Below are 15,245 nucleotides of genomic sequence, written 5' to 3' on the forward strand. Positions count from 1 at the left end.
CGTGCTGTCGGCATCTGTGCCATTGAGGTGGCCGTAGGTCTGCAAGACCCGTGGTACAACTTCCGTGTGGGCACCCAGGTGCACGCGTCGAAAGAGTTAAACGTTTATGCCAGCTTGCCAACACTGTCGTTAAGTAACGATCACACCGGCAGCAGCGAGCTGTGCACCCTGTTCCTCGATCCCGATTATCGTGATGGCAAAAATGGCCATCTGCTGTCGAAATCCCGTTTCCTGTTTATGGCAAATTTCCGCGACCGCTTTATGAAGCATGTGGTGGCAGAGATGCGCGGTGTCAGTGATGACACCGGTCATTCCCCGTTCTGGGACAGCGTCGGTAGCCGTTTCTTCTCCATGGAGTTTCGTGAGGCCGATTTCCTCAGCGGCACCGGGCAGAAAGCCTTTATTGCCGAGCTGATGCCAAAGCATCCGCTGTATATCCACTATCTCAGCGAAGCGGCGCAGAAGGTGATTGGTGAAGTGCATCCGAAAACGGCCCCCGCGCGCGCCGTGCTGGAAGCCGAAGGGTTTCGTTATCTCAATTACGTCGACATCTTTGACGGCGGCCCAACGCTGGAGTGCGAGATTGATCGCATTCGCGCCATTCGTAAAAGCCATCTGCTGCAGGCCGAAGCCGGGGAAGCGGATGAAAGCTGGCCGCTGTGTCTGGTCGCCAACGGTGATTACCAGCATTTCCGCGTGGTGCTGCTGCCTGTCGATATGGCAAGCGGGAAAGTCCGCATCAATGAACATCAGCGCACGGCGTTGCGCTGCGATTATGGCGATGCATTGCGTGTGGTCACGTTGTGCCGCGAGGAGAAAAAAGCATGACGCACTTCATTAATGGTCAATGGCTGACAGGCGGCGCGGAAGCGTTAACCAAACAAAACCCGGTGAACGGTGAAACATTGTGGCAGGGTCGGGCAGCGACCGGTGCGCAGGTGGCGGCGGCTTGTGAAGCGGCGCGCGCGGCCTTTCCCGCGTGGGCACGCAGGCCGTTTGCGGAACGTCAGGCGGTAGTGGAAGCCTTCGCCACATTACTTGAAAGCCACAAAACTGCGCTGGCAGAGACCATTGCTAAAGAAACCGGCAAGCCGCGCTGGGAAACCCTGACCGAAGTGCAGGCGATGATCAATAAGATTGCCATCTCGGTGAAAGCCTACCACACGCGTACCGGAGAGCAGGCCGACGGCGAAAGTTCGCTGCGCCATCGTCCACATGGTGTGCTCGCGGTGTTTGGTCCTTACAATTTCCCCGGCCATCTGCCGAACGGTCATATCGTTCCTGCACTGCTGGCGGGTAACTGCGTGGTGTTCAAACCGAGTGAACTCACGCCGATGACCGCGGAAAAAACTGTCGAACTGTGGGATCAGGCGGGACTGCCAGCGGGCGTGATAGCGCTGTTGCAGGGCGCGCGCGAAACCGGGCAGGCACTGGCGCATGAGCCACAAATCGACGGCCTGCTGTTTACCGGCAGCGCCGCAACCGGCTATCACCTGCATCGTCAGTTTGCCGGGCAGCCGGAGAAAATGCTGGCCCTGGAGATGGGGGGTAACAATGCGCTGATTGTTGAAGATCCTTCAGACCTTGATGGTGCAGTACACATCGCGATTCAGTCTGCCTTTATTACCGCTGGGCAGCGCTGTACCTGTGCACGTCGTCTGCTGGTGAAAAGCGGAGCAGCAGGCGATGCCTTCCTGCAGCGTTTGGTGGAAGTGACCGCGCGTCTGCAACCTGGCGCATGGAATGCTGAACCGCAACCCTTTATGGGCAGCGTGATTTCACCTGCCGCCGCCGGACATATTTACGCAGCCTGGCAGCAGCGTATCGATCTGGGCGGTAAGGTGTTGCTGGCGATGCACTGGCCCGAACGCGACAGCGCCATTATCACTCCAGGCATTATTGAGATGACCGACGTGGCGAAACTGCCTGACGAAGAGGTGTTTGGTCCGCTGCTGCAGGTGATCCGTTACGACGAGTACGATCAGGCGATTCGTATCGCTAACCAGACGCGTTACGGTTTGTCCTGTGGCTTGATTTCTCCGCAGCGTGCGCAGTTTGACCAGCTGCTGCTGGAAGCGCGAGCCGGCATTGTTAACTGGAACAAACCATTAACCGGTGCCGCTAGTTCAGCGCCGTTTGGCGGTGTGGGTGCTTCCGGTAACCATCGCGCCAGTGCCTGGTATGCTGCGGATTACTGCGCGTGGCCGATGGCATCTTTAGAGAGCCCAAGCCTGGCCTTGCCGGGCAGCTTATCGCCGGGACTCGATTTCTCCGCGGAAGGAACTGAATAATGAAAGCGTTTGAAGCCAATTTTGATGGTCTGGTCGGCCTGACGCACCATTACGCCGGGCTCTCCTTTGGAAATGAAGCGTCAACGCGCAATCAACTGCAGCCTTCAAACCCGCGCCTGGCCGCAAAGCAGGGCCTGCTGAAAATGAAGGCGCTGGCGGACATGGGCTACGTGCAAGGGGTGATCCCTCCGCATGAGCGGCCGAATATCCCGCTACTGCGCCAGCTCGGTTTTGCTGGCTCGGACGAACAGGTACTGGCGAAAGCGGCTCAGCAGGCGCCGCAGCTGTTGTCTGCTGCCAGTTCTGCCTCGGCAATGTGGGTGGCCAATGCCGCCACTGTATCGCCTTCGGCTGATAGCGCCGATGGCCGCGTGCACTTCACCGTGGCTAACCTCAACAATAAATTCCACCGTGCCATCGAAGCGCCGGAAACCGCCGACTTGCTGCGCGCCATTTTCCGCGATCCACAACATTTCAGCGTGCATGATGCTTTGCCACAGGTGGCGCTGTTTGGCGATGAAGGTGCCGCCAACCATAACCGCTTTGGTGCGGACTACGGCGATGCGGGTGTTCAGCTGTTTGTTTATGGTCGTGATGGTCAACAGCAGGGTGCTGCACCGGCACGTTATCCGGCACGTCAGACGCGGGAAGCCAGTGCCGCGGTGGCGCGCCTGCATCAGCTCGACGACGATCGCACGCTGTTTGCTCAGCAAAACCCGCTGGTGATCGATCAGGGCGTATTCCACAACGATGTCATCGCCGTTAGCAACCAGCAGGTGCTGTTCTGCCATGAAGAGGCGTTTGTCGATCAGCCGGCGTTATTACTACAGCTGGCTGCGCGGGTGCCCGGTTTCCAGCCGATTGTGGTGCCGCGCGATAAAGTGTCAGTAGCCGACGCGGTGAATACCTATCTGTTTAACAGCCAACTGTTGCAGCATCCTGAAGGTGGCATGCGACTGGTGCTGCCAGAAGAGTCACGCCAGCACGCCGGCGTATGGCGCTATTTGACCGGGCTGGTGGAGAGCGGCGGGCCGATTCGCGAACTCACGGTGTTCGATCTGCGTGAGAGCATGTGCAACGGCGGCGGACCAGCCTGTCTGCGTTTGCGCGTGGTGCTCAATGACGCAGAGCGTCAGGCCCTGAATCCAGCGGTATTGATGAATGATCGCCTGTTCAACACCCTGAACAGCTGGGTGGATCGCCACTATCGTGATCGCCTCACGCAAGCCGATTTGGCCGATCCGCAATTACTGCGTGAAGGACGCACCGCGCTGGATGAGCTGACACAGCTGCTAGACTTAGGCAGTGTCTACGCATTTCAGCGTTAACCTCAGAGGGTAAGTGAAGCTTCTGAGTTGAAAAGGAGTGTACATGCAGGATTTTCTACAACAAACCCTGTCAGGTAAGCCGCCGCAGCAGCGGCAGGGCAGCAATGCCCATTTACAGTGGCAGTGGCATGATGAGGGCATTCTATCCCTGACCCCCCATGCACCGACGCATCAGGCGTTGGTGCTGTCAGCGGGCGTACACGGCAACGAAACGGCCCCGGTTGAGATTCTTAACCTGTTGCTGACGCCACTGCTACGCGGAGAACAACCGTTAGCGGTGCGCTTGCTGGTGATATTGGGCAATCCCGATGCGCTACGTAGCGGCAAGCGCTATCAGCAATATGATATCAACCGTTTGTTCGGAGGGCGCTGGCAGAAGGTCTCCGATTTGCCTGAAGCTCAACGCACGCTGCGGCTGGAGCAGGCGCTGGAACAGTTCTGGCGCGAGTGTCGCGATCATGAAGTGCGCTGGCATCTCGATCTGCATACCGCAATTCGCGGCTCATACCATGCGCGTTTCGGCGTGATGCCGCTGAATCCTCAACCGTGGCCGCAGGACTTCCTGCACTGGCTGGCGGCAGCTGAATTGGAAGCGCTGGTGTTTCATCGTTCCCCAGGCGGCACCTTTACCCATTACAGCTGTGAACATCACGATGCGGCCAGCTGCACGCTGGAGCTGGGTAAAGCGCTGCCGTTTGGTGAAAATGATCTCAGCCAGTTTGCGGCCGTGCAGCTGGCGCTGGCAGCATTGTTGTACGGTGAGCCACTGCCAGAGGTGCGGGAACAGCCGCGCCACTATCGCGTGGCGCAGCAGATTACCCGCCACGGCGACGCGTTTGTGCTGCACATGGGGCCAGAGACTCTGAACTTTACCGCCTTCCCGCAAGGCACGTTGCTGGCAGAAGAGGGGGAGACGCGCTACTACGTGCAGCAGGCGCGCGAATATGTGCTGTTTCCCAACCCAAATGTTGCCGCAGGACTGCGTGCTGGCTTGATGCTGGTGGAAGAAAACGAGCAAACGCAGGCACTGACGTTATAAATAAGGTGGGTGAAGAAAATTCACCCATTTTTCCCTTCCGCAAATCCGACAATACCGTTACACTCCTCCTTAATTCCTGCGCATTTCCCTTTGATTGTCATACTCTTTTGCAATTCCTCACGCATTTCTTCTCTTTCTCTCCATGATTGCCTGATTACTGTCTTTTATGCTTTCAGGGCTTTACTCAGACTCTGAGTAGTTGACGTTTGGCGTCGTATGCTTGTTTCCGAAGACGCGACACACCTTGTCGTCATGAAACTGAATAGTAAGGACAAATATTATGCGTAAACTCACTTCCCTGTTCCTGGCTACTGCAATGGCTCTTGGTGCTGCCAACATCGTCCACGCTGCAGCGGACAATCTGACACCACCGCCAGCAGGTAGCGAAAAACCGATGCACAAGCCGCCAATGCATCATCACGGTATGGAGATGATGTTCAAAGGCCTGAATTTAACGGATGCGCAGAAAGCGCAGATCAAGACCATCATGCGTGACAGCCATAAAGAGATGAAACGTCCTTCTCTGGAAGAGCGTCGTGCCAACCACAGCATCATCGCTTCAGATACTTTCGATAAAGCGAAAGCCGAAGCGCAGGCTGAGAAAATGACCGCCAACGCGAAAGATCGTGCGGTGAGCATGATGGAAACACAGAACAAGATTTACAACGTGCTGACGCCTGAGCAGAAAAAACAGTACAACGCCAACTTTGAGAAACGTCTGACAGAGAAAGGCCCGCATGACGGTAAAATGCCGCCACCGCCGGCTGATGGTGAATAAGCCGTTTAGCTAATCGGTTTGAGACCGCCGACGTTGTCCACTGCATCTGATGCTTTGGGCAGCGTCGGCGGTTTTGTTTTAGAGTTCAATCAGCGGGAAAACCCCGGACAGTAGCGGGCGGCACAAAATTTTATAGCCGTCATGATCAAAACCCTGGCGTGCGCGCTGCAGTTGGCGGGCCTCTGCTTCGGTAGCGACCGAACCGAGCCAGAACCAGTGATCGATGACGTGAATCTGCGTCATCTCCGTGCCCACTTCCACCATGCCAACCGGGCCTTGCCACGGCCAGCACACCACGCGCATCTGTTCCAATGCCTGATGCAACCGTTGCTGATGGGCTTCAATGGATTCGTTGCCGCAACACGCCCCAGCACAGCGTTTTAGCGCGGCGCGAAAACAGCCGCGTCCCGGCGTTAACCGCTCCAATCCCAGCAATCCATGGCACAGGCGCTGTTCATCGGCGATCGTTTTGAGTTTTTCCATGGCCGCAAAGCGGCTGCGAAATAAGCCGTAGAGATTCGGTGAGCACGAGAAGTCGAGATCTTTGGCGTACACCACCTGCGGAGGGCCATCGCCAAGCTGCAATGAACACAGCTGACGATTTTTGCGCAGGCGCTTATTAAACAGCGGCTGTTGGGTTTTGATCATCTGCGCTTCCAGCAGTTGCGCGCCAAGATCGCCCGCGGTAGGGATCCAGGTGACGCGTCGCGCCTGGCGCAACATGTTGGCTTCGTCCGGGGTGCGAAAATGCGACATCACCCGACTGCGCAGGTTGACGCTTTTGCCGATATATAACGGCAGGTTAGCGCTGTCACCGTGAAAGGTGTAAACGCCAGGCTGATTAGGCAAACCTTCCAGCCATTGGCGTAAATGTTCGGGATATTGATAAATCGCGGCCGCATCAAATTCGAGGCGGTGGCTGGCTGCACGTCTGACCAAAATACACTCCGACTACTGGTTGTCTGTCCAGTATATCAGCGTGATGCTTTTCTCGCCAGTCAGCGGCAGGAGGAGGGCGTTTCCCGCGACAGCGGCGGGAAACGTAGAGCGGTTACTTTTTCCAGAAGTCGTCGAACACGGTGATCGGCGGACGACGTTTGTGTTCGGTTTTCAGATACCAGCCTTCAATGATCTTCGCGGCGGCGGCATCGATGGTTTTGCCTTCCAGATAAGCGTCAATCTGTTGATAGGTGACGCCTAGTGCCACTTCGTCCTGCAAGCCAGGACGATCGTCTTCCAGATCGGCAGTAGGATGCTTCAGATACAAGTGTTCCGGGCAGCCGAGGGTTTTTAACAGCTGTTTTCCCTGACCTTTGTGCAGGCGGAAAATCGGGTTGATATCGCTGCCGCCGTCACCGTATTTGGTGAAGAAACCGGTCACGGCTTCGGCCGCATGGTCGGTGCCCACCACCACGCCTTTGGTCATGCCGGCGATGCTGTATTGTGCCTTCATACGCTCACGCGCTTTTTCGTTGCCGCGCACGAAATCGGAAACCACGATGCCCGCCTCTTTCAACGCGCGCTCGCTGGCGAGAATCGCTTCCTTGATATTCACGACCAAAGTGCGATCCGGCTGGATAAACGCCAGCGCATCCTGACAATCATGCTCATCGGCCTGCACGCCATACGGCAGACGTACCGCAATAAAGGTGTAATCTTTGTCGCCGGTCTCTTCACGTAACTCGCGAATGGCGGTTTGTGACAGAATGCCGGTTAGCGTGGAGTCCTGTCCGCCGCTGATGCCGAGCACCAGGGTTTTCAGGAATGGATTGGCTTTCAGGTAGGATTTCAGAAAATCGACGCTGACGCGGACTTCCTGTTGCGGATCGATAACGGGTTTAACACCCAACGCTTCAATGATTTCCTGCTGCAGTGACATGAACCTCTCCTCAAGTCAGTAGCCTGACGGCACAATACGAATCATCTGCTAAAGCTAACGCCTCCGCTGGCAAACAACAAGCCGCATGGCTTGTTGTCGCACTTATTTGCAGGCTTTTCAGGCGCTTTTGGGTTTTTGTGCCAACAGGATGAACATCAAAATCGCCAGCATAAAGCAGCCAAAGATGGTGCCCGTCATGCTCGCCACCGAGGTACCGCCCAATCCGGTCACCGGCACGGCAATGGCGCCTAGCGTGAACATGGTGACGCCAATCACCGCCGAGGCGCTGCCTGCACGGTGTCCCTGACTTTGCATCGCCAATGACGAAGCCGTGGTGGCAATCACACCGTTACTGGCGATGGTGAAGAACAGTGCCAGCAGAATGATTGGCAATGGTGCACCGGTCAGGCCGGCTAATAGCAAGCAACCTGACGCCACGAACGCCAGCGTCAGTCCGCCTTTCAGCACACGATATTCACCCCACAGCGGGCACAAGCGTGCACTGGTTTGTGATGCAATAATCAGGCCGAAGCCATTGGCGGCGAAGCAGAAGCTAAACGCCTGCGGCGACAGGCCGTAGATTTGCTGTAATACGAACGGGGAAGCGCCAATGTAGGCAAACATGCCGGACATCATAAAGCCCTGCGTCAGGCAGAAGCCCATAAAGGGACGATGAGTGATCACCTGACCGAGTGCTGCCCAGGCGGAAAAGATTGAGCCCTGGCTGCGACGTTCGGCGGGCAGCGTTTCATGCAGTTTCCAGCGCGCAAGGAAGATCAGCAGTACAGCGATACAACCGAGCACTACAAAAATGCCGCGCCAGTTCAGCACCGTCATTAACACACCGCCGAGCACCGGTGCACCAATTGGCGCAAGGCCATTCACCAGCATCAGCAGGGCAAAGAAGCGAGTCAGTTCATGGCCGCTGTACATATCACGAGCGATAGCGCGTGATAATACCGCACCGCCTGCGCCCGCCAGACCTTCAAACAGACGCGCTACCAACAGAGAGTGAATGTCTTTTGCCAGCGCGCAGCCAATCGACGCGATAAATAACAGCACCAGCGACAGCAACAACGGGCGGATACGGCCAAACTTGTCGCTCATCGGGCCAAACAGCAATTGTCCAGCGCCGAGGCCCAGTAATCCTGCGGTCAAACTTAACTGCGCGGTGGCGGTTTCGGTATGCAGATCGCGCGCCAGTTCAGGTAAGGCGGGCAAGTACAAGTCGATACAGAGCGGTCCAAGTGCCGCGAGCAGGCCCAGCGTAATGGCGTAAACCAGCCGATTAGAGTGTGCAGGTGTCATTGATCCTCTGTTTTATTGATGTCTTAAGATTTTTTTGCCGGGGGATTATACGAAGCGCGAAGCGGCAACACAGCAACTTTACGAAAAACTAACGCTTCAGAATGGGCTTAAAGCGAAGCCATTGAGTTGATAAATCTGGATTTATGTTCCAGGCTTAGTGTGACATGGACAAAGAATGAGGAATATAAAGATGAATAAAGTGCTGGGATGTATCGCTGCTGCTGTGACGCTGGTAGCTCTGTCTGGTTGTACGACTTATGACAAAGCGGAAAGCTATGTGACTAAGCCGGTGGTTAAGGATGTGAAAAAAGGAATGACGCGCGATCAGGTTCGCCAGATTGCGGGTGCGCCATCAACTGAAATTACCATGGTACATGCCCGTGGTACTTGCCAGACCTATGTACTCGGCGAGCGTGATGGTAAAGCACAGACCTACTTTGTCAGTTACAACGATGTGGGCCGTGTCATGAACTACGGCTTCCAGAGCTGTAAAGACTACGATACCGATCCGCAAGCTGCACAGTAATTGCTGCCGAATACAAAAAGGCCCGTCGGTGACGGGCCTTTTTTCGTTTTACGCTTACAGTCCGTAAGGGCGGGGCACTTCAACGTAATTGCCGCCCATCTCACGCTGATAGTAGTGACCTTCCTGCACGTAATAGCGTTTTCCGTTGAAATCGAGCACGCGCATCCCACCTTCTGGCGGCGCTTCAGGCGCCTGAACCACCACGTAGGTATCACCCTGACGCTGGTAGTAGTTGCCATTCAGCATGTAATAAGTGAGACCGCCTATCAGTACCGCTGTCGCCGCCTCAGGTAAGAAGCGCAGCGGACCAGGACCGCCCCAACGTGGGCCACCACCCCAATGTGGACCTGGGCCGGGGCCCCAGCCGTAAGGGTGGGCAAAACTAATGGCGGGCGTTAATAAGGTTAACGCCAGCACCGAGGCGATAACGTTTTTCATCGGTGATTCTCCTGCTATGACTGATAGCAGAATTAGCCTTCTGACGACAAAACTCAAGTGAAAAGTGGCTGATTTTTCGTCTGTTTACCATGCTTAACGCTTTCCTGACGCTAGCGCCACGATCGGGGGGAATTGCGGAGTTTCAGCCATAAAAAAACGGCAGGCGATGAGGCCTGCCGTTGATGTTTTATCCGGGATTAACGATGCGCCAGTTCAGCGTGCTCGTCGCTCTCCAGCACTTTTTTATCGGTCAAACCGAGCCAGCGGCTGGTGAGTGAACCGGCCGTCATCGAACCATTGACGTTCAATGCGGTACGGCCCATGTCGATCAGCGGCTCGATGGAAATCAGCAGCGCAACCAGGGTCACCGGTAAGCCCATCGCTGGCAGCACAATCAGAGCGGCGAAGGTGGCGCCGCCGCCGACGCCGGCAACACCGGCCGAGCTCAGCGTAACGATACCCACCAGCGTGGCAATCCACATCGGATCAAACGGGTTGATGCCGACCGTTGGCGCAACCATCACTGCCAGCATGGTCGGGTACAAACCCGCGCAACCGTTCTGGCCAATGGTGGCACCGAAAGAAGCCGAGAAGCTGGCAATCGATTCCGGCACACCAAGACGGCGCGTCTGCGTTTCGACGTTCAGCGGAATACTGGCTGCACTGGAACGGCTGGTGAAAGCGAAGGTGATCACCGGCCATACTTTGCGGAAGAAGCGCATCGGGTTGATGCCGTTCACCGACAGCAGCAGGGCGTGCACGCCAAACATGATCGCCAGACCGAGATAAGAGGCCACCACAAAGCCACCCAGCTTGATGATGTCCTGCAGGTTAGAACCCGCCACCACTTTGGTCATCAGCGCCAGCACACCGTACGGCGTCAGCTTCATGATCAAACGCACCAGTTTCATCACCCAGGACTGCAGGGTATCAATTGCCACCAGTACGCGCTCGCCTTTGACTTTATCATCCTTCAGCAGCTGCAATGCAGCCACGCCGAGGAAGGCAGCGAAGATCACCACGCTGATGATGGAGGTGGGGTTAGCGCCCGCCATATCGGCGAACGGATTTTTCGGGATAAAGGAGAGCAGCAGCTGCGGCGTGCTGAGATCGGCAACCTTGCCTACATAGTTGCTCTGGATCGCGCTCAGACGTGCGGTTTCCTGCGCACCCTGCACCAGACCTTCTGCGCTCAGGCCAAACAGCCCGGTGACCATCACACCCACCAGCGCGGAGATCGCGGTGGTGAACAGCAATACGCCAATGGTCAGCACGCTGATCTTGCCGAGTGAAGAGGCGTTATGCAGACGCGCTACCGCGCTCAGGATTGACGCAAACACCAGCGGCATCACAATCATCTGCAGCAACTGGACATAACCGTTGCCGACAATGTTGAACCAGCTAATTGAATCCTTCACCACCGGGCTGTTTTCGCCATAAATGGTTTGCAGCGCCAGACCGAACAGCACGCCAATCACTAAGCCAGTCAGCACGCGTTTCGACAAGCTCCAGCTTTGGTTGCCAATACGATTCAAAAGAATCAGCAACGCAACGAAGGCGATGATATTAATAATGAGGGGAAAATCCATACTCGACTCCAGAGGTGTGCCGCACAGCACGTTTGGCTGGCACGGAAAACAGTAAGTTCCCGTCAGGGAATGTCAGGAATGTTACCAGTTCAGGAAAGTGCAGGCTTATACTCAAAAGGAATGGTTTATAACTTTATTGATTGATTTGCCTGGTTATTGACCGCCTTGGCCATTAACTAGCCGACCGACACCATTTTGCAGCGTATTAAACAGTTGCTCGGGCCAACCGTTGGCACCAAAAGAGGGCATACCTGCGGGAAACCACAATGCATATCCGACCAATGCGAGGCAAAGTGCGCGCTCCAGTTGATTGCCTTTCTGGCTATTGAGCAGCGGCAAACGGAAACGCCAGCGGCACGGCCACAGCAAGGGGACGCCTGCGGGGGTCAACATGTCGGCGACGATGTGACTGAGATAACCCAGCGTCATCCCCTGTAAGACATCAGCAGGCAGAAACCAGTCCGCCGGAACGTTAATCTGGAATAGCCACAGACTGATCGCCACCGCCAGCAAACTGTGGGTAAATCCACGATGACCAAAGGCGCGCGCAATGGGTTGTGAGATCCATTTCAGGCGCTGGCCTAACACAGATTTAGGATGGTCGATATCGGGCAGCAGACAGGTCAGCAGTGCAGCAGGCACGAGATGCCACCAGTCGGCGCTGGCCATCACTGGCGTCAGCTCCGCACGCTTAGCAAAAATCGCGCTGGCAATGGCAAAAATGATATGGCCTTCGGCCGTCATGATGAAACCTGGCTGCAAAAACTGTCGATGCATCCAGTATAGGGATTTATCCAGTGAAATAGAACGGTGACGCTGTAACGAAGCGTTAATATTTTTCGCTTTCCCGCGTCATAATGACGCGGGAAAAGAACAGGTTAGCGTGCTAACCATCCACCATCGACGGCCAGGGTGTAGCCGTGCACATAATCTGCAGCGTCAGAAGCCAGAAACACGATCGGACCCATCATGTCATCCGGAATACCCCAGCGTCCGGCAGGGATGCGCCCGAGGATCTCTTCGTTGCGTGATTCGTCATTACGCAGTTGTTCGGTGTTATTGGTTGCCATATAGCCTGGAGCGATGGCATTCACGTTAATGCCGTGTTTCGCCCACTCATTGGCCATCAGACGCGTTAAGCCCATCACCGCACTTTTCGACGCAGTATAAGAAGGCACGCGAATACCGCCCTGGAAGGAGAGCATTGAGGCGATATTGATAATCTTGCCGCCTTTGCCCTGAGCGATAAACTGACGCGCCACCTGCTGAGAAAGGAAGAACAGGCTTTTGCTGTTGATGTTCATGACATCGTCCCAGTCCTGCTCGCTGAAGTTGAGCGCATCCTCACGGCGAATGATGCCTGCGTTATTCACCAGAATATCGATGCGCCCAGCCTGAGCCACGGCTTGTTCAACAATCTGCGGCACCCCTTTCGGTTGAGTCAAATCGGCCTGAATCGACCAAAAGCGGCGCCCCAGGGCTTCAACTTTAGACTGTGTATCGGCAGGACCGGCACGGTTAACGCCAATGATGTCACAGCCGGCTTGCGCCAACCCTAAGGCCATCCCCTGACCTAAACCGGTATTACAGCCGGTGACCAGCGCAATTTTGCCTTCAAGATTAAATGCGTTAAGGATCATCTTTCGCTCCTGTTAGCGCAGCGCGCTGATGCTGACGTGGTCCATGTCATCGAACACCTGATTTTCGCCCACCATGCCCCAGATAAAGGTATAGCGCTGTGTGCCTACTCCGGCATGAATTGACCAGCTTGGTGAGATCACCGCCTGCTCGTTGTGCACCAGCAAATGGCGCGTTTCCTGCGGCTGGCCCATCATGTGGAAAACGGCGCTGTCATCTGCCATATCAAAGTAAAAGTACACTTCCATACGACGTTCATGGGTGTGGCACGGCATGGTGTTCCAGAGATTGCCGTCATCAAGACGCGTGAGTCCCATGGTGAGCTGGCAGGTGGGTAACACATCCGGCACGATAAATTTATTAATGGTGCGACGGTTTGAGGTCGCGGCATCCCCTAACGTGGCTTTGACTGCATCCTGCAGGGTGATCTTTTTATCCGGATAACGGGTATGTGCGGGTGCGCTGTTGTAGTAAAACTTCGCTGGAAGGTTGGCGTTGCTGCTGCGGAAAACCACGCTTTTGGCGCCCTGGCCAACATACAGCGCCTCCTGATGGCCCACCTCCCAGGTTTTGCCATCGACGTCAATCAAGCCCGGTCCGCCAATGTTGATCACGCCCAGTTCGCGGCGTTCGAGAAAATAGCTCACGCCCAGTTGTTTGCCGACTTCTTCACCGATCGTCACCGACTGCTGGATTGGCATGACACCACCAATGATGATGCGATCAATGTGGCTGTAAGTGAGGGTGTAATGGTCTGCCTCAAAAATTTTCTCGATCAAAAATTCGCGACGTAATCCGGCGGTGTCCAGATTTTTTGCATGCTCAGTATGAATGCTTTGACGAACGTCCATCTCAGACCTCTCAAAGTTGAAGGAAGTGTCCCGAAGTGGGTCTTTGGGCATCTTAGGCAGGATGGGATGTGAATTCAATAAAAATGAAACGTTGTTTTATTTAATTGTGTGGGTGATCAAATACGCGCAGTTATTGCCGTAGTGGGTGTCAGGAGCAATGGAAAGTGTTGCCCACAGATGGGCAACGAGAATGGAGGGGCTGAGTCCTGGCCCGGCACAGGTGTATCAGAATTAATTGAACAGATGCTCAGCTTTCAACTCGGTCAAACTCGCCAGTTTCACATTGGCCAGCGCCCAACGCGCATCATCCGCGTACTCGGCTGCTGGCACCACAATCGAACGCATGCGCGCGGCTTTGGTGGCGATCATGCCATTGAACGAATCTTCCAGCGTAACACAGTTAAGCGGATCCACCGCCAACTTCGCCGCCGCATCCAGATAGACCTGTGGATGAGGTTTGCTGTACGGCAGGCTTTCGGCTGAAGCAATGGCGTCGAAGTATTTGCGCAGGTCGAACATCTCCAGCACGCGCTCCAGCATAAACAGCGGTGACGCAGAAGCGAGAGCGATTTTTAATCCCTGCTGCTGGCAAAGTTGCAATGCCTGTTCAACGCCGGGCAGTAATGGACGCGTCTCCTCAACCAATGCCAGCGCGCGGGCAATGATACGTTGCGTCACTTCCGCCTGATCCGGGCCGTTCCACGGCAAAGCTTCAAACCACATACGGACGGTTTGATCGATGCGCAAACCCAGCGTATCGGGCAGTTCATGGCGGCGGGTAATATCCACCCCCAAACTGGCAAACACATCCAGTTCTGCCTGATCCCACAAGGGTTCAGAGTCGATCAGCAATCCGTCCATATCAAAAATAGCGGCCAACACCGGGCGACGATAAGACATACAACAGCTCCGTTTGAAATTTGCCCTACCTTATCATGCGCAGCCGGGAAATCCGACTCACGGCAGGTTACGCATTTTTCAGGAAAAAAAGCCGCAGTGCAGGTAGACTTAGGGCAAAACTATTGTATGTGAAGGGAGACACCATGACTTACCAACAGGCTGGCCGCATCGCCATCCTTAAGCGAGTGGCTGGCTGGGTAATTTTTATTCCGGCGCTGCTATCCACCATTATCTCAATTCTCGGCTTCATGTTTAAACACAGTGAAAAGCAGCCGGGCATTGATGCAGTGATGCTTGATTTTGTCCATGTCATGGTCGACATGATCAAGTTCAATACGCCGTTTTTGAACCTGTTTTGGCAAAACTCACCGGTACCGGAGTTTCATGGCGGTGCCAATATTGGCTTCTGGATCATCTACATCCTGATTTTCGTCGGCATTGCGCTGCAGGCGTCAGGCGCGCGCATGTGGCGTCAGTCGCGTCACATCAAGGAAGGTATTGAAGATCAGTTGATTCTTGAACAAGCCAAAGGAGCTGAAGGGCGCACACGTGCTCAGCTGGAAGAGAAGATCCATGTCCCGCGACATACTATTTTGCTGCAAATTTTCCCGCTCTATATCCTGCCAATTGTGATTGCTATTGCGGGTTATTTTGTCCTGAAATTACTGGGCATGCTGTAA

16 protein-coding genes are annotated in these 15,245 nt (G+C 55.2%); 7 read left to right on the forward strand and 9 right to left on the reverse strand.

The genetic code is table 11. The features are described 5' to 3' along the window. The 5 genes from astA to spy all read left to right on the forward strand — a co-directional run. Nucleotides 1-828: arginine N-succinyltransferase (gene astA / locus H7A81_RS13135; protein WP_182057716.1), on the forward strand; the 828-nt coding region annotated here is incomplete at its 5' end. Next, nucleotides 825-2,291 carry a succinylglutamate-semialdehyde dehydrogenase gene (gene astD, locus H7A81_RS13140; protein ID WP_182057717.1) on the forward strand — a complete coding sequence of 489 codons (1,467 nt, stop codon included), beginning with the start codon at nt 825-827 and terminating at the stop codon, nt 2,289-2,291. The genes astA and astD, both read left to right, overlap by 4 nt. Next, complete coding sequence (gene astB / locus H7A81_RS13145) at nt 2,291-3,619, forward strand: N-succinylarginine dihydrolase (protein ID WP_182057718.1); 1,329 nt, start codon at nt 2,291-2,293, stop codon at nt 3,617-3,619. Before astD ends, astB begins: the two co-directional genes overlap by 1 nt. Nucleotides 3,620-3,662: 43 nt before the next feature. Further along, the gene (astE, locus tag H7A81_RS13150) at nt 3,663-4,658 is read left to right on the forward strand and encodes a succinylglutamate desuccinylase (protein ID WP_166931670.1); all 996 of its coding nucleotides are present in this window, start codon (nt 3,663-3,665) and stop codon (nt 4,656-4,658) included. Between the two features lie 280 nt (nt 4,659-4,938). Beyond that, the gene (gene spy / locus H7A81_RS13155) at nt 4,939-5,436 is read left to right on the forward strand and encodes an ATP-independent periplasmic protein-refolding chaperone Spy (RefSeq protein WP_034821771.1); all 498 of its coding nucleotides are present in this window, start codon (nt 4,939-4,941) and stop codon (nt 5,434-5,436) included. A gap of 78 nt (nt 5,437-5,514) precedes the next feature. Here spy and cho read toward each other — a convergent pair whose 3' ends face one another. The 3 genes from cho to H7A81_RS13170 form a co-directional block, all read right to left on the reverse strand. Beyond that, nucleotides 5,515-6,375 (reverse strand): excinuclease Cho, encoded by an 861-nt coding sequence (gene cho, locus H7A81_RS13160; protein WP_182057719.1) that lies wholly within the window; start codon nt 6,373-6,375, stop codon nt 5,515-5,517. 112 nt (nt 6,376-6,487) lie between these two features. Continuing rightward, nucleotides 6,488-7,315, reverse strand: coding sequence for an ammonia-dependent NAD(+) synthetase (gene nadE / locus H7A81_RS13165; protein ID WP_182057720.1), 828 nt, complete (start codon nt 7,313-7,315; stop codon nt 6,488-6,490). Nucleotides 7,316-7,432: 117 nt separating this feature from the next. Then, nucleotides 7,433-8,623, reverse strand: coding sequence for a multidrug effflux MFS transporter (locus tag H7A81_RS13170; RefSeq protein WP_182057721.1), 1,191 nt, complete (start codon nt 8,621-8,623; stop codon nt 7,433-7,435). Between the two features lie 190 nt (nt 8,624-8,813). Between H7A81_RS13170 and osmE the strand changes: the two genes are divergently transcribed. Next, entirely contained in the window at nt 8,814-9,149 is a 336-nt protein-coding gene (osmE, locus tag H7A81_RS13175) for an osmotically-inducible lipoprotein OsmE (RefSeq protein WP_182057722.1), read from the forward strand. Nucleotides 9,150-9,203: 54 nt separating this feature from the next. Here osmE and H7A81_RS13180 read toward each other — a convergent pair whose 3' ends face one another. The 6 genes from H7A81_RS13180 to hxpB form a co-directional block, all read right to left on the reverse strand. After that, nucleotides 9,204-9,587, reverse strand: a complete 384-nt coding sequence (locus tag H7A81_RS13180) for a DUF6515 family protein (protein ID WP_034821757.1) — start codon at nt 9,585-9,587, stop codon at nt 9,204-9,206. A gap of 197 nt (nt 9,588-9,784) precedes the next feature. Then, nucleotides 9,785-11,176 carry an L-cystine transporter gene (locus tag H7A81_RS13185; protein WP_038647354.1) on the reverse strand — a complete coding sequence of 464 codons (1,392 nt, stop codon included), beginning with the start codon at nt 11,174-11,176 and terminating at the stop codon, nt 9,785-9,787. Between the two features lie 153 nt (nt 11,177-11,329). Next, nucleotides 11,330-11,920: a metal-dependent hydrolase gene (locus H7A81_RS13190; protein ID WP_166931658.1), complete on the reverse strand. Its 591-nt coding sequence runs from the start codon at nt 11,918-11,920 to the stop codon at nt 11,330-11,332. Nucleotides 11,921-12,054: 134 nt separating this feature from the next. Next, nucleotides 12,055-12,816, reverse strand: a complete 762-nt coding sequence (gene kduD / locus H7A81_RS13195; RefSeq protein ID WP_166931655.1) for a 2-dehydro-3-deoxy-D-gluconate 5-dehydrogenase KduD — start codon at nt 12,814-12,816, stop codon at nt 12,055-12,057. A 12-nt stretch (nt 12,817-12,828) separates the two neighbouring features. Continuing rightward, the gene (gene kduI, locus H7A81_RS13200) at nt 12,829-13,665 is read right to left on the reverse strand and encodes a 5-dehydro-4-deoxy-D-glucuronate isomerase (RefSeq protein ID WP_034821747.1); all 837 of its coding nucleotides are present in this window, start codon (nt 13,663-13,665) and stop codon (nt 12,829-12,831) included. A 231-nt stretch (nt 13,666-13,896) separates the two neighbouring features. Continuing rightward, complete coding sequence (gene hxpB / locus H7A81_RS13205; RefSeq protein WP_182057723.1) at nt 13,897-14,565, reverse strand: hexitol phosphatase HxpB; 669 nt, start codon at nt 14,563-14,565, stop codon at nt 13,897-13,899. 143 nt (nt 14,566-14,708) lie between these two features. Here hxpB and H7A81_RS13210 point away from each other — a divergent pair, with 143 nt between their 5' ends. Then, nucleotides 14,709-15,245, forward strand: a complete 537-nt coding sequence (locus H7A81_RS13210) for a YniB family protein (RefSeq protein ID WP_182057724.1) — start codon at nt 14,709-14,711, stop codon at nt 15,243-15,245.

The organism is Pantoea sp. ME81 (assembly GCF_903970985.1).
Taxonomy (GTDB): Bacteria; Pseudomonadota; Gammaproteobacteria; order Enterobacterales; family Enterobacteriaceae; genus Pantoea; species Pantoea communis.